13 protein-coding genes are annotated in these 19,510 nt (G+C 70.3%); 7 read left to right on the top strand and 6 right to left on the bottom strand.

Going from position 1 to position 19,510, the window contains the following annotated elements; genetic code table 11:
• Positions 1–39 precede the first annotated feature (39 nt).
• Complete coding sequence (locus tag ACQPWU_RS43365; protein WP_433431479.1) at positions 40–1,293, top strand: cytochrome P450; 1,254 nt, start codon at positions 40–42, stop codon at positions 1,291–1,293.
• A gap of 104 nt (positions 1,294–1,397) precedes the next feature.
• Complete coding sequence (locus ACQPWU_RS43360; protein ID WP_433431478.1) at positions 1,398–2,279, top strand: alpha/beta fold hydrolase; 882 nt, start codon at positions 1,398–1,400, stop codon at positions 2,277–2,279.
• Here ACQPWU_RS43360 and ACQPWU_RS43355 read toward each other — a convergent pair.
• A complete protein-coding gene (locus ACQPWU_RS43355; RefSeq protein WP_433431477.1) occupies positions 2,269–3,384 on the bottom strand; it encodes a methyltransferase domain-containing protein in 1,116 nt (371 codons plus the stop codon). The two genes, ACQPWU_RS43360 and ACQPWU_RS43355, sit on opposite strands and share 11 nt — an antisense overlap.
• Positions 3,385–3,662: 278 nt before the next feature.
• On the opposite strand from ACQPWU_RS43355, the gene ACQPWU_RS43350 reads away from it, so the two are divergent.
• The gene (locus ACQPWU_RS43350; protein ID WP_433431476.1) at positions 3,663–4,904 is read left to right on the top strand and encodes a cytochrome P450; all 1,242 of its coding nucleotides are present in this window, start codon (positions 3,663–3,665) and stop codon (positions 4,902–4,904) included.
• 7 nt (positions 4,905–4,911) lie between these two features.
• On the opposite strand, the gene ACQPWU_RS43345 is transcribed toward ACQPWU_RS43350, so the two are convergent.
• A complete protein-coding gene (locus ACQPWU_RS43345; RefSeq protein ID WP_433431475.1) occupies positions 4,912–6,768 on the bottom strand; it encodes a hypothetical protein in 1,857 nt (618 codons plus the stop codon).
• A 527-nt stretch (positions 6,769–7,295) separates the two neighbouring features.
• Between ACQPWU_RS43345 and leuS the strand changes: the two genes are divergently transcribed.
• Complete coding sequence (gene leuS / locus ACQPWU_RS43340) at positions 7,296–9,779, top strand: leucine--tRNA ligase (RefSeq protein WP_433431474.1); 2,484 nt, start codon at positions 7,296–7,298, stop codon at positions 9,777–9,779.
• 128 nt (positions 9,780–9,907) lie between these two features.
• On the opposite strand, the gene ACQPWU_RS43335 is transcribed toward leuS, so the two are convergent.
• Both ACQPWU_RS43335 and ACQPWU_RS43330 read right to left on the bottom strand, forming a co-directional pair.
• Entirely contained in the window at positions 9,908–10,876 is a 969-nt protein-coding gene (locus ACQPWU_RS43335; RefSeq protein ID WP_433431473.1) for a TIGR03557 family F420-dependent LLM class oxidoreductase, read from the bottom strand.
• A gap of 52 nt (positions 10,877–10,928) precedes the next feature.
• Positions 10,929–11,345 carry a hypothetical protein gene (locus tag ACQPWU_RS43330; RefSeq protein WP_433431472.1) on the bottom strand — a complete coding sequence of 139 codons (417 nt, stop codon included), beginning with the start codon at positions 11,343–11,345 and terminating at the stop codon, positions 10,929–10,931.
• Between the two features lie 168 nt (positions 11,346–11,513).
• On the opposite strand from ACQPWU_RS43330, the gene ACQPWU_RS43325 reads away from it, so the two are divergent.
• Positions 11,514–14,621 carry a S41 family peptidase gene (locus tag ACQPWU_RS43325; protein WP_433431471.1) on the top strand — a complete coding sequence of 1,036 codons (3,108 nt, stop codon included), beginning with the start codon at positions 11,514–11,516 and terminating at the stop codon, positions 14,619–14,621.
• A gap of 24 nt (positions 14,622–14,645) precedes the next feature.
• Here ACQPWU_RS43325 and ACQPWU_RS43320 read toward each other — a convergent pair whose 3' ends face one another.
• Complete coding sequence (locus ACQPWU_RS43320) at positions 14,646–15,755, bottom strand: MalY/PatB family protein (RefSeq protein ID WP_433431470.1); 1,110 nt, start codon at positions 15,753–15,755, stop codon at positions 14,646–14,648.
• A gap of 32 nt (positions 15,756–15,787) precedes the next feature.
• Between ACQPWU_RS43320 and ACQPWU_RS43315 the strand changes: the two genes are divergently transcribed.
• Entirely contained in the window at positions 15,788–16,663 is an 876-nt protein-coding gene (locus ACQPWU_RS43315; RefSeq protein ID WP_433431469.1) for an aminoglycoside adenylyltransferase domain-containing protein, read from the top strand.
• A gap of 461 nt (positions 16,664–17,124) precedes the next feature.
• Here the strand turns inward: ACQPWU_RS43315 and lexA are convergent, their stop codons facing one another.
• The gene (gene lexA, locus ACQPWU_RS43310) at positions 17,125–17,832 is read right to left on the bottom strand and encodes a transcriptional repressor LexA (RefSeq protein WP_433431468.1); all 708 of its coding nucleotides are present in this window, start codon (positions 17,830–17,832) and stop codon (positions 17,125–17,127) included.
• A gap of 1,128 nt (positions 17,833–18,960) precedes the next feature.
• Here lexA and ACQPWU_RS43305 point away from each other — a divergent pair.
• Positions 18,961–19,296, top strand: coding sequence for a LysM peptidoglycan-binding domain-containing protein (locus ACQPWU_RS43305; RefSeq protein ID WP_433431467.1), 336 nt, complete (start codon positions 18,961–18,963; stop codon positions 19,294–19,296).
• Positions 19,297–19,510: the final 214 nt, after the last annotated feature.

Here is a 19,510-nt window from a genome sequence, read left to right as displayed (position 1 = left end):
CCTTGACGTAAGTGCTTACTTGCAGAAGGCTTGGGTGGTATGACGCTGACCGCTGACGTGGACCTGTCGCAGATCCCGTTCTGGGGGTTGCCGCAGGCCGAGCGTACGGAGGCCTTTCGCAGGCTGAGGCAGTTGGACCACCCGGTCTTCATGCAGGAGCAGGTCGTGCCGTTCGTCGGCGGCGGCCCGGGCTATTACGCGCTCGTCCGCCACGCCGACGTGATCGAGGCCAGCAGGAACGCGGCCGTGTTCAGCAGCGAGCCGTGCTCCAACAGCATCCCCGACATGCCGCGCTGGCTGAGTGTGTACTTCGGCTCGATGATCAACATGGACGACCCACGGCACGCCACGTTACGCAGGATCGTGTCCAGGGCGTTCACGCCGCGCATCCTGTCGAAGATGGAGGAGGACCTGGCGAAGGCCGCCGCCGAGATCGTGGACCGGGCGATCGAGGACGGGCCGGGCGACTTCGTCGCGCAGGTGGCCGCACAGCTCCCCGTACGGGTCATCTGCGACATGATGGGGGTTCCGCAGGAGTCTCATGACACGGTGCTGCGGCACACCAACGTCATCCTCGGCAACACCGACCCCGAGTACACCGGCGTCGCCCCCGATTTCACCCGCCGTAACGTCGCCAAGGGCCTGGCCAGGCTGCTGCGCGCCGGCTACTCGCTCAACCGGCTGGCCGCCCGCCTGGGCGACGAGCGGCGCAAGCGGCCCACGGGCGACCTGGTGAGCCTGCTGGTCAACGGCGAGGAGCGGCTCACCCCGCAGCAGCTGGGGTCGTTCTTCATCCTGCTGGTGGTGGCGGGCAGCGAGACCACCCGCAACGCGATCTCGCACGGGCTCAAGCTCTTCACCGACCACGCCGACCAGCGCGCGATCCTGCTGAACAACTTCGAGGGCCACATCGTCACCGCGTGCGACGAGATCATCCGGTACTCCACCCCGGTGATCCAGTTCCGCCGCACGCTGACGCAGGACTACGAGATGAACGGCACCCGGTACAAGAAGGGCGACAAGGTGCTGCTCTTCTACAACTCCGCCAACCGCGACGAGGCGGTCTTCTCGCAGCCGGACACGTTCGACATCACCCGCGACCCCAATCCCCACGTCGGGTTCGGCGGTCCCGGGCCGCACTACTGCCTCGGCGCGCACCTGGCGCGCAGGGAGATGACCGTGATGTTCCGGGAGCTGTTCACCCGGATGCCTCACATCAAGGCGGTGGGGGAGCCCGACTACCTGCTGTCCAACTTCATCAACGGCATCAAGCACATGCGCTACACCTTCTGACCGCCGGCGCGAGCACCCATCCCCGTCGCGTGCGATCTCCTCGGCAAGAGAGCCCCTCCAGCGGTGGTACTCCTGGGGCGGGCCGAATGCTAGGTTTCGCAGTCATGGAGATCAGGACTATCCACGCCAACGGTGTGGAGTTCGCGTATCTGACGGTGGGGGAGGGGCCGCTGGCGCTGTGCCTGCACGGCTTCCCCGACACAGCACACACCTGGCGGCACCTGATGCCCGCGCTGGCCGCGCGCGGCTACCGCGCGGTCGCGCCGTTCATGCGCGGCTACGCGCCCACCGAGGTGCCGGCCGACGGCGCGTACGAGGACGCCGCGCTGGTCGCCGACGTCCGCGCGCTGCACGAGGAGCTCGGCGGTGACGAGGACGCCGTCGTCATCGGGCACGACTGGGGCGCCTTCCCCGTGTACCACCTGGCCGGTCGCTTCCGCCGCGCCGTCACGCTGGCCGTGCCGCCGCCCGGCTCCCTCGGCGCCGGCTTCCTCGAGTACGAGCAGCTCAAGCGGTCCTTCTACGTCTTCCTCTTCCAGACGTACCTGGGCGAGGCGGCCGTCGCGCGCCCCGGCTTCCTCGAGAACCTCTGGCGCGACTGGTCGCCGGGGTACGACTCGAGGGAGGACCTCGAGTTCGTACGGCGCAGCATCGGCGAGCCCGCCAACCTGAGCGCGGCCCTCGGCTACTACCGGGCCATGCTCGGCACCACGCCGCCCTCCGGCCGCTACCCGGCCCTGGAGGGCGGCGTCACCGGCCCGGTCCTCTACCTGCACGGCTCCCAGGACGGGTGTATGAGCGTCGAGCTGGCCAAGAGCGCGCTGAGCCACCTGCCCGCCGGATCGCGGGCCGAGCTGGTGGCGGGCGCCGGGCACTTCCTGCATCTGGAGCGCCCGGCCGAGGTCAACCGCCTCATCCTGGACTGGCTCGGAACCTCGTCCGCGGCCGAGATGACCCAGGTCCGCCCGCAGGGGTTCACCTCCTGAGACAGTCCCGTCCTGTGCGGGCCGCCCCCTTCCTGAGGACGGCGATCACCGGGTGCTGCCCCGACAGGCTGACCCGGACCGCCTCCTCAACCGCGAACCCGCGCGGGATCCCGCCGTGCACCAGCGCCACGGCCACGCCGTCGTCGGCGAGCACCCGCCGGACCTCCCGCCACAGCGGACCGAGGTCCCGCGCCAGCAACCCGCGCGGCGGCACCTGGCGCCCCCAGGGCGGGTTCACCAGCACCCGGTCCACGCTGCCGTCGGCCACCGGCATCCGCCCGGCATCGGCCACGGCCCACGCGAACGACGCCCTGCCTTCCGCACCGGCCCACGCGAACGACGTCCCGCCTTCCGCGTCGGCCCACGCGACTGACGCGCCACCGGCGGCCCGGGCGTTGGTGGCCGCCGCACGGAGCGCGGCGGGGTCGTGGTCGAAGCCCAGCAGGCGCGCGGCCGGCGCCAGAGCGTGGGCCTCGATCAGCGTGGTGCCCGCGCCGCAACACGGGTCGAGCACCGCCCCGGCGTCTCCGAGGCGGGCCAGCGCCGCCATGGCGGCGGCCACCGGCGGGTGCAGCGTGCCCCGGATCGAGGCCGTCTTGTACGCCCGCCGGTGCAGCGGCCGCTCCGCCGGCCGCAGCGCGATGAGCGCCTGATCGCCCTCGATGGTGACCCGCCATGACATCGCGTCCCGAGGCGGCCGCCCCCCGTCCCTCCTGGAGTGGTACGGCAGCCGCAACGGCCGCGCCAGCTCGGCCCCCACCGCGTCCTCGATCTCGAAGCGGGTGTAGTTACGGCGCCCGACGAACGACGCCGACACCTCCACCCCGCTCACCGGGTACGCCGGCCCGCCCGCGTCCACGGCGCGGGCCGCGTTCGCCAGCCGGCGCAAGGCGGAGCGGCCGTGGCCGACCCCGTCCACCACGGCGGCCGCGAGCAGCACGTCGTCGGCCGTCCGCAGGCCCAGCAGGTCGGCCCCCGGCGCGGCCTCGAACCACACCTCCCGGTGGCGCACCCCGCGCACCACACCCAGCCCGGAACGTCGAATCTCCGCGGCCACCAGGGGCTCGATGCCATGCACGGCCCTGGCCACGGCAAGCGTATGCAACTGTCCTTCTCCCACGTCGCGACCCGGGACGGCGCTCGCTCAGCCGTCCCGCATCGCCGGCGGTGGGGTCGTCCGCGACCCGCCGGCGGATCGCTAACGCAGGTGGAAGAAGGTCATGAGCGTCACCCTAGAGCCCGCCCGCGATCGGGGGCCACAGGTTTTTCGCGAGGCTCACCAGCGACCGAGCCCGCCTCACGGAGTGAGCCATGAACACGTACGGACGTACGGTGTACGTCATACCCATTGACGTAAGTGGCTGCTTTTCGAATGATGGGCTCATGAGCGTCCTTGACTTCGACCTGTCCGACCGCGACTTCTGGGCCAGGCCCATGAGAGAGCGCGAGGAGGCGTTCGAGCGGCTGCGCTCCCTGGAGGCCCCGGCCTTCTTCGAGGAGATGGAGCTCGACTTCGCGCCCAAGGGTCCCGGCTACCACGCGCTGGTCAAGCACGCCGACATCCTCGAGGCAAGCCGCACTCCCGAGATCTTCTGCTCGGGCGACGGCGGCGCGACGAACGTCCCCGACATGCCCGCCGAGTTCACCGAGTACTTCGGCTCGATGATCAACATGGACGATCCCCGCCACGCCAGGCTGCGCAGGATCGTCTCGCGTGCCTTCACGCCCAAGATGATCAAGCAGTTCGAGGCGGACGTGGAGGCGGCGGCGACCGCCATCGTGGACGACCTGCTGGCCAAGGGGCCCGGCTGCGACTTCGTGACCGAGGTCGCGGCCCGCCTCCCACTGAAGATCATCTGCGACATGATGGGCATCCCCGAGCGGGACTACCAGTTCGTCTTCGAGCACTCGAACGTCATCCTCGGCGGCTTCGACCCCGAATACGGCGGCGCCGATCTCGAGCAGCTCGCCGGGCGCCTGCTCAACGCCGGCATGGAGCTGCAGCAGCTCGTCCAGGACCTCGCCGCCCACCGCGCCGATCACCCCACGGACGACCTGACGTCCTCCCTGGTCAACGCCAACATCGACGGCGAGCGGCTGACGATGCAGGAGCTGGGGTCGTTCTTCATCCTGCTGGTGGTGGCCGGCAACGAGACCACCAGAAACGCCATCTCGTACGGCCTGCGCCTGCTCACCAACAACCCCGACCAGCGCGCGCTCTGGCTGGAGGACATCGACGGGCACGCGCCCAGGGCCGTGGAGGAGATCGTCCGGCTCGCCTCCCCGGTGAACTTCATGCGCCGCAAGGTCACCAGGGACTACGAGATGAACGGGCACCTCTACCGCAAGGGCGAGAAGGCGGTCCTGTTCTACTGGGCGGCGAACAGGGACGAGGCCGTCTTCGCCGACCCGTACCGCTTCGACGTCACCCGTGACCCCAACCCGCACGTCGGCTTCGGCGGCCCCGGGCCGCACTTCTGCCTCGGCGCGCACCTGGCCAGGCGCGAGATCACGGTGATGTTCCGCGAGCTGCTGCGCCGCGTGCCGCACATCGAGGGCGGCAGGCCCGACCGGCTGCACTCCATGTTCATCAACGGGATCAAGCACATGGAGTGCGTCTTCTAGCCCCGCTCTAGCCCTGGGTGCCCAGCCTCAGCTGGTTCATCACCGTGCGGATGTCGGGCATGAGCTGCTTGCTGTCCGACGGGATCGACATGTAGACGATGGCCGGGACGTTGCCGCCGGTGTTGACGGCCATCGTCACGATCGTGGCCTTGTCGGTCTGCGACGTCAGCGAGTACGCGATCAGCCGTCCCGTCGAGTTGCCCACCTTGATCGGCTGCTGAGCGATCTTGCGAACCTTGTTGTCGGTGGGGAAGAAGCGCTTGCGCGCGTCCAGCACCACCTGCTTGATGACCGGCTCCAGGTTGTCCTTCTCGTAGTACGAGGCCAGCTTCTGCGACAGCGGGCCCGACAGGAGCTGGGCGAACTTCTCCGGCGCGACCTGGACGTACTGGCGGGTGTCGTAGCCGTACGTGGCCTTGACCGTGGCGCGCTGGTCCAGCCGCCAGGTGCCGCCCAGGCGCGGGAGCGAGATCCCGGCGCCGGCGTCGGGCACCCTGCCGATGACCGGGGCGGCCTTGCCCGCGTAGTTCGGCAGCTTGCCGATCGTGGTCGAGGACCTGGTGGCAGACGGCGACGACGAGGTCGTGGGCTTCTCGGCCACGGCGTCGGTGCCCGCGGATTCGTCGCTGGCCAGCGGGCCCGCGAGGAACGCCCACAGCAGCGCGGCGACCAGCGCGATCGCCACGGATCCGCCGAGCGCGTAGATCCAGATGGGCTTGCCGTGCCCCTCCTCGTCCAGGGGGTCCTGGTCGCCCATGGCCTGGTAGTTGTCGCCGAAGACGGTGTTCCAGAGCTCCTGCTGGCGCTCCGGCGGCGGGGTGCGGGAGCCGCTGATCTGGCCGGCGGTCACGAACGGGCGGTCGGGGTCCGAGGGGTCACGGCTCAGGTTCGAGCCGGGGCGGGGGGCGCTCTGGTCCTCGGCGGGGGGCGTGGTGCTGGCGTTCGATGAGTCCATGGTGGGGGTGGAGGGGACGGCGCGGTCGTTGAGCAGGTTCTCTGAGTGCTGTGCGTACGTGACCGTCCGCTCTTCTGCGGGGTGGGTCTGGGGCGGCGCGTGCGCTCCCTGGGGGAGGTCGTCGATCTGGTACATCGCTGTGCGCTCCTCCGGCGAGTCGGCCGCGTTCCGCTCCGCGGGCGGCCAGGGGGCGGGGGAGGAGAGGTTCGACCATGGGTCGGAGGACGGGGCCGGCGGCTGAGCCCACGCCGGGACCGGATCCGGGACCGGAGGCTGGTTGCCGGCTCGGAACGCGGGCTCCGCGGCGCCCTGCGGCGGTGCCTCGGGCCACGAGGACGGCCCGGCGCCGTTCTGCGGCGGTGAGGACGGGCCCGCGGTGCCCTGGGGTGGTGCGTCCGACCAGGAGGCGGGGCCCGCCGCGCTCTGTGAGGACGCCTCGGGCCAGGAGGTGGGGACGTCCTGCGGGGCGGACTCCGGCCACGACGTCGGCACGTCCGGCAGTCCCGGGTCCCTGCGCGGCGCCTCAGGCCAGGCCGGCGCCCCGGCACCGCCCTGGGGAGGAGCGTCGGGCCAGGAGGACGGCCCGGTGCTGCCCTGGGGAGGCGTGTCCGTCCAGGAGGGCGGCCCGGCGTTGCCCTGGAGTGGCGTGTCCGGCCAGGACGGCGCGGTGCTGCCCTGGGGAGGCGTGTCGGGCCAGGAGGACGGGCCGGAGTTGCTCGCCGGAGACGATTCAGGCCAGGAAGAGGGGCCGGGGGGCAGATCGGGCCACGACGAAGGACCCGGCGCCTCGTGGCGGGCGGGCTCGGAGCGGGAGTGGCGCGGTGGCTCGGGCCAGGAGTCGTCCGTACGTGGCGGCTCGGGCCACGACGGGTCCTGGCCGGCGGGACGCGTGTTCTCGGGCCATGACATGGGGACCTCCGCCGCCGGGGTGCCGGGTACGTCGCGGCGAGGCGCGTCTGGCCAGGACGGTGGCAGGTGTGATCCGGAATTCTCCGCTGCCATTGCTGCCGCCCCTCCCGAGGATGTGTCCGGATAACCCGTTATATCCGGATTTGACGTACCAGGCATGATCTCATGGGATTTTCCAGGAGATGCAGGTGGTTCCGCAGCGAAACGAGCGAAGCCGTGAGGATCGGTAGGCGGGTCCTGCATCGGCAGGCCTGCCTCCGGTCGATCGGGCTCAGCTGGGTACACCACGGTGACAAGGGTATTCTTATGGGACGAATGGGTCACAACGGATACATCACCATCAGGTCTCGCTGGACCTGAAGGATCCATTGTGCCTGCAGACCCCGGACGAGTATCTGCATTCAGCCGAAGACGTGCGCTACGCTTGACACGTGCGTTCCGCGACCCTGCTTCTTAGCGGGCCGCGACGGCCCTGAAGATTCCCGCCGTCGCGGCTACCCCTCGTTGTGTGCACGAGGGGTTTTCTTATGGGTCCGAGTCAAGCCAGAAGGACAGTAGCCGTGAGTGAGTACGATCCGCAGGCGCTGCAGGCCAAGTGGCAGCAGCGATGGGAGGAGCAGGAGCCCTACCGGGCGAACGAGGACCCGGCGGACCCGCGCGAGCGTCGCTACATGCTCGACATGTTCCCCTACCCGTCCGGCGACCTGCACATGGGCCACGCCGAGGCATTCGGGCTGGGTGACGTGGTCGCGCGTTACTGGTTCCAGAAGGGCTACAACGTCCTGCACCCGATCGGCTGGGACTCCTTCGGCCTGCCGGCGGAGAACGCCGCGATCAAGCGGAACGCCCACCCGGCCGAGTGGACCTACGCCAACATCGAGACGCAGGTCACCTCGTTCAAGCGCTATGCGCTGTCCTTCGACTGGTCGCGTCGCCTGCACACCAGCGACCCCGACTACTACCGGTGGAACCAGTGGCTGTTCAACCGGTTCTACGAGCGCGGCCTGGCCTACCGCAAGGGCGGCCTGGTCAACTGGTGCCCCAACGACCAGACCGTGCTGGCCAACGAGCAGGTCGTGGCGGGCAAGTGCGAGCGCTGCGGCGCCGACGTCATCCGCCGCGAGCTGACACAGTGGTACTTCAAGATCACTGACTACGCGCAGCGCCTGCTGGACGACATGGACCAGCTGAGCGAGGGCTGGTCCGAGCGGCTGCTGACCATGCAGCGCAACTGGATCGGCCGCTCCGAGGGCGCCGACGTGCTGTTCCAGATCGAGGGCCGCGACGAGCCCGTCCACGTCTACACCACGCGGCCCGACACGCTGTTCGGCGCCACGTTCTTCGTGGTCGCCGTGGACGCCAAGCTGGCCGACGAGATCGTCACCGACGAGCACCGCCCCGCCTTCGAGGCCTACCGCGCCGAGGTCGCCAAGCTGAGCGACATCGAGCGGCTGTCCACCGACAAGGAGAAGTCCGGCGTCTTCCTGGGCCGCCACGCGATCAACCCGGTCAACGGCGAGCGCATCCCGGTCTGGGCGGCCGACTACGTGCTGTCCGACTACGGCCACGGCGCCATCATGGCCGTGCCCGCCCACGACCAGCGCGACCTGGACTTCGCGCTGAAGTTCGGGCTGCCGGTGAAGGTCGTCGTGCACACCGGCCTGGCCGACCCGGGCGAGACCGGCGAGGCCACTCCGGGCGAGGGCACGCTGGTCAACTCCGGTCCGCTGGACGGGCTGTCGAAGGCCGAGGCCATCTCCAAGATCATCGAGGTCCTGGAACACGAGGGCAGGGGCACGGGCGCGGTCAACTTCCGGCTGCGCGACTGGCTGCTGTCCCGCCAGCGGTTCTGGGGCACGCCGATCCCGATCATCCACTGCCCCGACTGCGGCGAGGTGCCCGTCCCCGACGAGCAGCTGCCGGTCACGCTGCCCGACATGCGCGGCGAGGCGCTGGCGCCCAAGGGCGTCTCCCCGCTGGCCAGCGCCACCGAGTGGGTCAACGTCGAGTGCCCCAAGTGCGGCGGCGCGGCCAAGCGCGACACCGACACGATGGACACGTTCGTCGACTCGTCGTGGTACTACCTGCGTTACTGCTCGCCCGGCTACACCGACGGCCCGTTCGACGTCGAGCAGGTGCGCAAGTGGGGCCCGATCGACCAGTACGTCGGCGGCATCGAGCACGCGGTCCTGCACCTGCTGTACTCGCGGTTCTTCACCAAGGTCCTGCACGACATGGGCATGGTCGACTTCACCGAGCCGTTCAAGCGCATGCTGAACCAGGGCCAGGTGATCAACGGCGGCAAGGCCATGTCGAAGTCCCTGGGCAACGGCGTGGACCTGGGCAAGCAGATCGACGACTTCGGCGTCGACGCCGTACGCCTGACCATGGTCTTCGCCGGGCCGCCCGAGGACGACATCGACTGGGCCGACGTCTCGCCGGCCGCGTCGCAGAAGTTCCTGGCCCGCGCGCTGCGCGTCATATCGGAGGTGGACAGCGCGCCCGGCGTGCCGTTCGAGACCGGCGACGTGGAGCTGCGCAAGGTCACGCACCGCACGATCGACGAGGTCACCAAGCTGATCGAGTCCTACCGCTTCAACGTCGCGGTGGCGCGCATGATGGAGCTGACCTCGGCCACGCGCAAGGCCATCGACTCCGGTCCCGGCGCCGGTGACCCGGCCGTGCGCGAGGCCGCGGAGACGCTGGCGATCATGCTGTCGCTGGTGGCCCCGTACGCCGCCGCGGAGGGGTGGGAGCGGCTGGGCCGCACCGGCCCCGTCGCTTTCGCCGGCTGGCCGGTGGCAGAGCCCGAGCTGCTGGTGCAGGAGTCGGTCACCTGCGTCGTGCAGGTGGCGGGCAAGGTGCGCGACCGGCTGGAGGTCTCGCCGGACATCAGCGAGGACGAGCTGCGGGAGCTGGCCCTGGCCTCGGAGAAAGTGACGCCCTACCTGACGAACACGCCCCGCAAGGTGATCGTCCGGGCGCCCAAGCTGGTCAACATCGTCCCGTGACCACCGGTCCGGGCGAGCGCCGCGCACGCGGGCGGCATCACCGTCGCCCCCGCGCGCGGCCTCGCCCGTGGCCCGTGGACGCGCGATTGTGCGTGCGGCGCGTCCACGGCGAAGGCGCCGGCGGGTGGTCAGAGGTCGCGCAGAGCCGGGAGGAGTTCCTTCTCCGCCCAGTCGAAGAACGGCTGCTGCTGGTCGTGCCCGATCTGGACGAGCGCCACGTGCGTGTACCCGGCGTCGGCGAACTTCCTGAGGCCCTCCACCACCGCGCTCACGTCGTTGCCGCACGGCACGCTCTGGGCCACGTCCTCGGGACGGACGGTGCCGGTGGCCGCGGCGAAGTTCACCGGCCCGGGCAGCTCAGCCATGACCTTCCAGCCGCCGCACGCCGCCCAGCGCCAGAGCTTGTGCGCCCGCTCCTTGGCGGCCTCGGCATCGGTGTCGTACGCGATGGCCAGCTGCCCGTAGACCGGCTTGCCCTGCCCGCCCGCGGCGTTGAACTGCCTGACCACGTCCGGCAACGGCTCGTTGACCACCAGCATGTCGCCGAACTCGGCCGCGATCTCCGCGGACTGACCGCCTGAGGCGGCGATGGCGAGCGGGACCGGCCGGTCCGGCAGGTCATAGAGCTTGGCCGAGTCCACGTCGTAGAACTCGCCCTGGTAGGTGACGTAGTCGCCGCCGAACAGCTCCTTGATGATCTGGATCGCCTCGGCGAACATCCGGTGCCTGGTGTCCACCGGCGGCCATCCCTCGCCGACGACGTGCTCGTTCAGGTTCTCGCCCGCGCCGAGGCCCAGCGTGAACCTGCCCTTGCTCAGCACACCCATCGTGGCCGCCTTCTGCGCCACGACGGCCGGGTGGTAACGCATGATCGGGCAGGTCACGTACGTCATGAGCGGCATCCGCTCGGTGACCTGGGCCGCGGCGCCGAGCACCGACCAGCAGTACGGCGAGTGCCCCATCTCCTCGACCCACGGGAAGTAGTGGTCGGAGATGACCGCGTAGTCGAAACCGATCCGCTCGGCTGCCGCGGCGTAGTCGACCAGTTCCCGTGCCGGAGTCTGTTCGGACATCAAGGTGTAGCCGATTTGTACCATATGTTCCGGCTACCCGGGTTTCTCCACCTTAGCGGTGACCGGTCGAAGATCATCAATGGCTGAGTTCTTCGATCACCAGCGACAGGCCGATCCCCAGCAGCCAGACGTCCTTGACCAGCGCGGTGCCCTGCTCGGACGGGCGCAGGCTGCCTTCCCGCCGCATCCCCGGGGTCTTGAGGTACAGCCCGATCAGGCCGGCCGCGAACCCTGTCAGCGCGGCCCCTGCCAGCAGTGAAGGCACGAACGGGGCCAGCAGCGCCGTCCCGAGCGCGATCTCGCTCCTGGAGAGCAGTTTGGTGAAGGCCACCGGGTCCATGTCTCGCAGGAACGGGTACGTGCCGGAGGCCATGCCATGCAGGCCCGCGGCGGTCTGTTCGTCGGCGTCGGCCTTGCTGAGCCCGGAGTTCAGGATGACGGCCCCGGCGGCCAGGCGTGCCGGGAACTGGTGCGGACGGGCGAGAAGCTTCATAGTCCTCGCTGTTCCCGCAGGTTTCCGGCACACCCCGCACTTGCCGTTCACGGGACGTGGCGGGGCCGTCCGGAGGAGAATTCTTGGGCTGACCTTGGCGCCTGGCATTAATGTGCATCTGTGACAAGTGGCGCATACCTGAGATACCCGCATTTGCACGGTGACGTCGTGACCTTCGTCGCCGACGACGATATCTGGCTGGCTCCCCTGGCCGGAGGTAGGGCCTGGCGGTTCACCGCCGACCGGGTGCCGGTGTCGCACCCGAGGTTCTCGCCCGACGGCACGCGCATCGCCTGGACGAGCGGCAAGGAGGGCGCCCCGGAGGTGTTCGCGGCGGAGATCGACGGCCCCGAGGGCGAGCGGCTGACCCACTGGGGCAGCGCCGCGACCGGTGTGCGCGGGTGGACCGCCGAGGGCGACGTGCTCGCGATCACCGCGGCCGGAGAGAGCGAGCGGACCCGGAACTGGGCGTACGCGGTGCCGCTCGACGCGGGACCGGCCACGCGCCTGCCGTACGGCTGGGTCAGCGACGTGGCCGTGAACGGCGCGCAGGTGGCGACCGTGTCGGCGCTGTGGCGCGAGCCGTCCCAGTGGAAGCGGTACCGGGGTGGCACGGCCGGCAAGATCTGGGTCGACGCCGAGGGGAACGGCGAGTTCACCCGCCTGTTCGCCGACAGTGCAGCGCAGTACTGGTCGGTCAGCTGGGTGGGGGACAGGATCGTCTTCCTGGCCGACATCGACGGCGTCGGCAACGTCTACTCCGCGCTGCCCGACGGGTCCGACCTGCGCCGGCACAGCTCCCACGACGAGTTCTACGCCCGTCACGCCGCAGGCGACGGGGAGCGGGTCATCTACAGCCACGCCGGTGACCTGTGGTTGCTGGAGAACCTGGACGCGGAGCCGTACCGGCTCGATGTGAAGCTGGGCGGGCCGCGGCCGGGGCTGGCCAAGCGCCCCGCGCCCATGCGGGTCGGCTCCTTCTCGCCGGACGCGACCGGGCGGGCGAGCGCCGTGGAGATCCGCGGGACCGCGCACTGGGTGACCCACCGCGACGGGCCCGCGGGCGCGCTGCGGGTGCAGCCGGGAGTCCGGGTACGCCTGCCGCGCGCCCTCGACGCGGACGGGCGGGCCGTGTGGGTGTCGGACGCCAGTGGCGAGGACGGGCTGGAGATCGGCACGCCGGGCGGCGAGATCAGGACGCTGGCCGCCGGGCAGCTCGGGCGGGTGCTCGAGCTCGAGGCCGCACCCGACGGCAAGCACGTGGCCGCCGCCACACACGACGGGCGGCTGCTGGTGGTCGACCTCGAATCGGGAAACGTCCGGGAGCTCGACAGGACCACGCAGGGAGACGTCAGCGGACTGACGTTCTCGCCGGACTCGGCCTGGCTGGCCTGGGTGCACCCGCATCACGAGCCGCTGTCGCAGATCAAGATCGGGCGGGTCGACGGGACGTCGGTGATCGACGTGACGCCGGTGCGGTTCTCCGACTACGACCCGGTGTTCACCAAGGACGGGAAACATCTGGCGTTCCTGTCGGTGCGGACGTTCGATCCGGTTTACGACGCGCACGTCTTCGACCTGTCGTTCCCCGTCGGGTGCAAGCCGTACATCGTGCCCCTGCAGGCCACCACGCCGTCGCCCTTCGACCCCTCGCTGCAGGGCCGCGGGTTCAACGGCGAGGACGACAAGGCCGGCAAGGGCGACAAGAAGGACGACAAGGGCGACGAGCCGCCGCGTACCGAGGTCGACCCTGAAGGACTCTCCTCACGCGTCGTGCCGGTGCCGGTGTCCGCCGGCCGCTACGGCAACCTGCGTACCGCCAAGGACGCCCTGCTCTGGCTGCGTCACCCGCTCGCCGGGCAGCTCGGCGACGGCACGGAGTCCGTCAACGAGATCGTGCTGGAGCGTTACGACCTCAAGAAGCGTGCCAAGGCCGAGCTGGGCAGGGAGGTGCGGTCGTTCGAGGTCAGCGGCGACGGCAGCCGGCTCGTCACCAACGGCAAGAACGGCCTGCAGACCCGCGCCGCCACCGAGGGCGACGAGACGGTCACCATCGACCTCGACCGGATCACCGTCCAGATCGACCCCGTCGCCGAGTGGCGGCAGGGCTTCCGCGAGGCGGGCCGTCTCATGCGCGACCACTTCTGGCGCGAGGACATGAACGGCCTCGACTGGCAGGCCGTACTCGATCGCTACGAGCCGCTGGTGGAGCGCATCGGCGCCCACTCGGAGCTGATCGACCTGCTCTGGGAGACGCAGGGCGAGCTCGCCACCTCGCACGCCTACGCCGCCGCCGGCGGCGGTGGCCACGATCCCCGCCGCCGTCAGGGCCTGCTCGGCGCGGACCTGGCCAGGGACGACGATGGCGTGTGGCGGGTCGCGCGCATCCTGCCGGGCGAGTCCTCCGACCACGCCGCCCGCTCGCCCCTGCTCGCGCCCGGGGTGGCCGTCCGTCCCGGCGACGCGATCGTCGCGGTGGGCGGGCGCCCGGTGGATCCGGTACGCGGCCCGCTCGCCCTCCTGGCGGGCACGGCGAACCAGCCCATCGAGCTGACCGTGCGGCCCGCCTCCGGCGGGGACCCGCGCCGCGTCGTGGTGACTCCGATCGCGGACGAAATGCCGCTGCGTTACCACGACTGGGTGGAGAGTTGCCGCGCCCGTGTCCGGGAGGCTTCCGGCGGCAGGCTCGGGTACCTGCACGTGCCCGACATGGTGGCGTCGGGATGGGCGCAGTTCCACCGGGACCTGCGTACCGAGATGGCCTACGACGGGCTGGTCGTGGACGTGCGGGCGAACGGCGGCGGGCACCTGTCGGAGCTCGTGCTGGAGAAGTTGTCGCGCAAGGTCACTGGGTGGGCGCGGGCACGCGGGTACGAGCCGATGCGGTACCCGGAGGACTCGCCCCGAGGGCCGATCGTGACGATCACGGACGAGTTCGCGGGCTCCGACGGGGACATCGTCAGCGCCGGGATCAAGAACCGCGGGATCGGGCCGCTGGTGGGGACCCGGACGTGGGGCGGCGTGATCGGGATCGACTCGCGGTACTCGCTGGTGGACGGGACCCTGGTCACGCAGCCCCGTTACTCCTTCTGGATCGAGGGCCAGGGATGGGGCGTGGAGAACCACGGCGTCGAGCCGGACGTCGAGGTGGTGATCACGCCCCAGGACCGGGTGGCGGGGCGGGATCCGCAGCTCGAAAAGGCGATCGAGCTGGCGCTGGCCGCCTTGGAGCAGTACCCCGCCGCCGCCCCGCCCGACCTCCCGCCCCTTCCCTGACACCGCGGGGCGCGTGGCCATGTGTCAGACCACGCGGCCCAGCCGGTCGAGTATCTCGGTGAGGATCGCCTCCGTCGTGGCGAAGTTCAGGCGGACGTAATCCTCACCGCCGGGCCCGTAGAACGAGCCGTCGGACAGGAGCACCCTGGCCTCCCGCTCGTACACCTCCGCCATCCCCGGCCGGCCCACGTGCAGCCACGCCAGGTACGTCGCCTCCGGAATCCGGTAGCCGACGGTCGAGGGCAGGCGGGAGGCGATCGTGTGGCGGTTGCGGTCCAGCAGGGCACGGGTGGACTCCAGCCAGGCGTCCCCGTGCCGCCACGCCGCCACCGTGGCCTCCACGCCGAACAGGTTCGCTGAGCCGTACAGGAAGGCCGGTTGCGCCTCCAGGGCCTTGCGGACGCCTTGGTGCCCCACGTGGGCGACCGAGCAGCGGATGCCTCCCAGGTTGAACGCCTTCGTGGCGGAGGTCAGCGTGACGGTGCGTTCGGGGAGGATCGTGGCGAACGGGATGTGCCGGTGCGGCTCGTAGGTGAGGTCCGCGTGGATCTCGTCCGTGATGACCAGCAGGTCGTGGCGTTCGGCCTGCTCGGCCAGCGCGGTCAGCTCCTCGCGGGTGAAGACGCGCCCGGTCGGGTTGTGCGGATTGGCGAGGAGGAGCACCCGGCAGCCCGACAGATCGGGCACCTCGAAGCGCCAGGAGTTCCCGTCGGGCTCGAACTCGATGGGCTGAACGGGACGTTCCATCACATTCAGCGTCGTCAGGAACGGGTGGTAGGCCGGGGTGTGCATGGCGACACCGTCGCCAGGGCGGGTCCAGACTTGGAGGAAGACCTGGAGCGCCTGGTTGATGTCGCTGAACGCGCGCACGAGGGAGGGGTCGGCCGGCCAGCCGTACCGGTTCGTCATGCGTTCGGCGAACGCCTCGGCCAACGGTCCGGCCGTGGGCTGGTCCAGCCAGGTGGGGTAGCCGAGGTCTCCGGAGGCCCGGCGCTGGAGGGCCTCGATCACCTCGGGGGCGGTGGGCAGGTCCATGTCGGCCACCCAGGCGGGGATGACGCCCGGAGCGACCTGAGCCCACTTGAGCCCGTCGTGTGTAGCTTTGAGGTCTTCAGGGGTATATGCCTCATTCATCCGGCAATTCTAGGATTGTTGAATGTGATGAGGTGGCGACCCCCATTGTGGCAGGCTGGGCGGCCATGACGCCCTACCCCAAGATCGATGCCATTGTCGAGACCTACCTGTCGGTGGCCGACGTGGAGGCTCCCGGGCTGGTGGAGGGTCTCTACCTGGAAGGCTCCGCGGCGCTGGGCGACTACCGGCCCGGCACGAGCGACGTGGACTTCGTCGCTGTGACGGCCTCCGAGCCGCCGTTGGAGGTGCTCGAGCGCATTCACACCAGGCTGGGCGCGTACCCGTTCGAGGGCTGCTACCTCACCTGGGACGACCTCCGCCGGGACCCCTCCGAGCTCGGGACGCGCCCTCGGGCGCACGCGGGAAAGCTCAACCCCAGGGGCGGCCTCAACCCGGTCACCTGGCACACGCTGGCCCGGCACGGCCTCACCTGCCGTGGCCCCAAGCCGGATGAGCTGGACATCTGGCACGATTCAGCGGCCCTGGCCGCCTGGACGGACGGCAACCTCGACCGCTACTGGCGACGCCTGGTGAACCGGGCCTCCCACCTGGCCTCCCCCTGGGGGCTGACCTGCCTCGGCGGCTACGGCACGGTCTGGGTCGTCACGGGCGTCGCCCGGCTGCACTACACGCTGGCGACCGGCGAGATCACCTCCAAGTCCGGAGCCGGGCGGTACGCACTGGAGGCGTTCCCCGAGTGCTGGCACCGCGTGGTGGACGAGGCGCTGCGCCTGCGCGAGGAGGACACCGCCCTGCCGGGGGTCGCGAGCGCGGTGGGCGGGCTGAGCGAGCACTTCGGCACGCCCCGCAGCTCCCTGTACGGCTCGCCGTTCGAGCGCAGGCGCGACGTGCTCGCTTTCGCCGGCGAGGCGATCACGGCCGCGCACAAGCTGTACGCCTCCCGGTAGCGGGCTGCGACTTGGGCGGCCGGGGGAGGGCGAGCCCCTGCCCACGAGACCGGCCGCCGTCGCGTGACATCGTGGGACGCCGAGTGAGCCCGAGGTGGGGGTCGGTGAATGTGCGCTGTCAGGTCGCGGCGCGGCCGGGCGACAGCGTGGGACGCCGAGGCCGGGTCCAAAGCCGGCGTTGGTGATGTGCTGTCACGTCAGATCACGGCGCGGCCAGGCGATTTTGTGGGACGCCAACGCTGAGCCTGAGGCGGGCGCCGGTGATGTGCGTCGTCAGGTCAGGTCGCGGCGCGGACGGGCGACATCGTGGGACGCCGAGGTCGGCGCACTGGTGTGGTGTCAGGTGGAGACACGGAAATGCCCGCGAGGGCGTACCCCGCGGGAGTTTGTGTTTTGGCGCGCGCCGGAACGCGGCGCGTGCGATGTGACGCGCGCCCGAGGCCCCAACGAGCCCTGGTCCGTTACAACCGGCGCAGGACCGCTACGACCTTGCCCAGGACGCTGGCCTCGTCGCCGGGAATGGGCTCGTAGTTGGCGTTGTGCGGGACGAGCCAGACGTGGCCGTCCTTGCGCTTGAAGGTCTTGACGGTGGCCTCGCCCTCGATCATGGCGGCCACGATGTCACCGCTCTCCGCCACCGGCTGCTGGCGCACGACCACCCAGTCGCCGTCGGCGATGGCGGCCTCGATCATCGAGTCACCGGCGACCTGCAGCAGGAACAGCGTGCCTTCGCCGACGAGCTGCTTGGGCAGTGCGAAGACGTCTTCGACGCTCTCCTCGGCCAGGATCGGGCCACCGGCGGCGATGCGGCCGACAAGTGGGACGTAAGCCGCCGTGGGACGGCTGATCGTCGGCTCTTCATCGCTCGCGTCAGGGTCGACCCACAGCACAGGCTCGCCCGGGAGGCGCACCTCAAGCGCGCGTGGCCGGTGCGGGTCACGTCGCAGATAGCCCTTACGCTGCAGCGCCGTCAACTGGTGCGACACGCTCGACGTGCTGGTCAGCTGAACCGCCTCGCCGATCTCACGCATGGAGGGCGGATAGCCGCGCTGTTGCACCGAGTCGCGAATGACTTCGAGGATCTTGCGCTGCCTGGGCGTCAGACCCAGGGAATCGCGCCGGCGCACCGCGAGGTCGCTGACCCCGTTCGCGCCATCCCGCTCACTCATGCTTTTCCTCCTCGCCTGGAGACCCGCCTCACCGGCGAACCTCCCGGTCCGTGGTCCTGATGTCGCACACAGCGACCGTATCGCTGTTGAAGATCATCTTCAAACAATTGTTCGAGTCTTCCTCGAAATTGTCGCCTGCGTGGTGTACAACATCGTACGGGAGTTCGATCGACACCGTGTTCGATTTGCTGATCTTTATTTGGCCTTTCCCTCAGGCCGCACGGCAGGAGGTCAACCATGCGAACGCCCACAAATGCGGACATGACCAGCCAAGACGCCAAACGACTCACGCTCATCGCCGATGCCACGCAGAGTAACGATCGACGAGACAATACGCGGACTGAGGCCGCTTTCCGCGGCAATTCAGGGAAGAGGTTGGGGCCCCGTTCGAGTCGCGGGGGAAGGCCCCATTTGCGATTGGTCCCGCCGCCGCGTCCTGTCGCCGACGCGGCCGAGACCGTGCCGCCGGGCAGGGGAAGGGCCCGTGCGGACACAGGCGACGAAACGGCCGCCGGCCGGGGATCCGGCGCGGACGGGGGGAGGCGGCGCCCTGGGGGTGGTGCCGGCACGGATCGGGGGATGGGGATGAGCGATCGAGGGACGGCGCGGGCGCCTGCCACCGACAAGCGGTCACGGGCAGTCGCAAAAAGGGTCGGACCGGGAGTTTCTCGGGCAAGGGCGACAGGTGCTGCGCGGGAAGGTGTTTCGGATGCGCGGGGAGGCGCGGCTCGAGGCGTACGAGGAGGTGCGGCGACTTCGGGGGAAGGTGTTTCCGGTGCGCGCGGAGACGCGGCGGAGACTGCGCGCAATAGCGTCGCGGGTACGCGGGGTGGTGTCGCCCGAGGCATGCGCGGCGGCGCGGCGGCGATAGCGGGGGAAGGCGGTTCCGGTACGCGGGGAGGCGCGGCGACTGCGCGCAATGGCGTCTCGAGTACGCGGGGAGGCATCGCCCGGGGTGGTCGGGGTGGTCGGGGTGGCGGTTCCGGTGTGCGGCGAGGCGCGAGGGGCGCGGAGGAAGGCGTCATGCGGCGTGGGCGCCCTCGACGTGTAGTCGGCGTCGGGAAACGGAGTAGCCGTCGTTGGGGTCGTTGGGGGGCCGGATGGCGTGAGCGGCGGGCGGTTGCGCGAGTGCGCCGGCGGTCCGCCCCGCCGTTGCGGCTGACCCGGCGCGGGCGGGTCGTACTGGTGATCGCGGTGGCGTTGCTGTCGCTGGGTGGGTTCTGGCTCGGCACGCGCGCGGTCGGGAATGCGGCGGTTCAGGTCGTCGTGACCAGCCATGCGGGCTTGCCGTGGGTGGAAGTGCGCGAGGGCGACACGCTGTGGCACATCGCCGAGGCGCTCGCCCAAGGGGACGATCCCGGCCCTGTCGTGGAGGAGATCAAGCGCCTGAACGGCCTCCCCGACTCACTCATCCGCCCCGGCACCAGGCTCTACGTCCCGGGCGACACCGCCGCCTTACGCTGATCCCCTGCCTCTACATCCCGGGCAGACGCCGCGCCTTCGCTGATCCTCTGTCTCTACGTCCCGGGCGACACCGCCGCCTTACGCTGACCCCCCGGCTTCTGCGTCCGGGGTGACACTTCCGCCAACGGTTGATCGCCCGGGCGACGGACTCCGCCGGCCGGGCGTTCGTGGAAGTGGAGGGCCTTCGATAACGTTGTGAGGTTTGTTCACGGAC

Source organism: Nonomuraea sp. CA-141351 (assembly GCF_050944675.1).
Classification (GTDB): Bacteria; Actinomycetota; Actinomycetes; order Streptosporangiales; family Streptosporangiaceae; genus Nonomuraea.
Note: the sequence above shows the minus strand (reverse complement) of the source record. Positions and strands in the feature narration are given on the sequence as shown.

Excerpts from the sequence above, each read along its gene's own strand:
- ACQPWU_RS43365 (WP_433431479.1), top strand. The coding sequence starts at position 40 with ATGACGCTGACCGCTGACGTGGACCTGTCGCAGATCCCGTTCTGGGGG.
- ACQPWU_RS43360 (WP_433431478.1), top strand. The coding sequence starts at position 1,398 with ATGGAGATCAGGACTATCCACGCCAACGGTGTGGAGTTCGCGTATCTG.
- ACQPWU_RS43350 (WP_433431476.1), top strand. The coding sequence starts at position 3,663 with ATGAGCGTCCTTGACTTCGACCTGTCCGACCGCGACTTCTGGGCCAGG.
- ACQPWU_RS43345 (WP_433431475.1), bottom strand. The coding sequence starts at position 6,768 with ATGTCATGGCCCGAGAACACGCGTCCCGCCGGCCAGGACCCGTCGTGG.
- leuS (WP_433431474.1), top strand. The coding sequence starts at position 7,296 with ATGGGTCCGAGTCAAGCCAGAAGGACAGTAGCCGTGAGTGAGTACGAT.
- ACQPWU_RS43335 (WP_433431473.1), bottom strand. The coding sequence starts at position 10,876 with ATGGTACAAATCGGCTACACCTTGATGTCCGAACAGACTCCGGCACGG.
- ACQPWU_RS43330 (WP_433431472.1), bottom strand. The coding sequence starts at position 11,345 with ATGAAGCTTCTCGCCCGTCCGCACCAGTTCCCGGCACGCCTGGCCGCC.
- ACQPWU_RS43320 (WP_433431470.1), bottom strand. The coding sequence starts at position 15,755 with ATGAATGAGGCATATACCCCTGAAGACCTCAAAGCTACACACGACGGG.
- lexA (WP_433431468.1), bottom strand. The coding sequence starts at position 17,832 with ATGAGTGAGCGGGATGGCGCGAACGGGGTCAGCGACCTCGCGGTGCGC.